This window comes from Paenibacillus soyae, from assembly GCF_024623455.1.
In the GTDB taxonomy this organism is placed as follows: domain Bacteria; phylum Bacillota; class Bacilli; order Paenibacillales; family Paenibacillaceae; genus Pristimantibacillus; species Pristimantibacillus soyae.
On record NZ_JANIPJ010000068.1, the window covers coordinates 1 to 431 of the forward strand.

Sequence of the window (431 nt, forward strand, 5' to 3'; positions counted from 1 at the left end):
AGCTCTTCCGTCGTAACGCCGAGCACGTTCTGAAGCAGGTCGTACGCTTCGCAGATCAGCTGCATGTCGCCGTACTCGATGCCGTTGTGCACCATCTTCACATAGTGGCCGGCGCCGTCCGGTCCGATGTAGGTGCAGCAAGCGTCTTCGCCGACTTTGGCGGAGATCGCCGTCAGGATCGGCTCGACCAGCTCGTAAGCGGACTTCTGGCCGCCCGGCATGATGGACGGGCCCTTCAGCGCGCCTTCTTCGCCGCCGGATACGCCCGTGCCGATGAAGCGGAAGCCTTTGGCCTCGAGCTCTTTGCTGCGGCGCTGGGTGTCAGGGAAGTACGCGTTGCCGCCGTCGATGATGATGTCGCCTTGGTCGAGATGCGGAACGAGCGAGTCGATCGTCGCGTCCGTGCCCGCGCCGGCTTGCACCATGATCAA

General features: G+C 63.6%; 1 protein-coding gene. It reads right to left on the bottom strand.

Going from position 1 to position 431, the window contains the following annotated elements:
- Positions 1 to 431: NAD(P)-binding domain-containing protein (locus tag NQZ67_RS30010; protein WP_257453170.1), on the bottom strand; the 431-nt coding region annotated here is incomplete at both ends.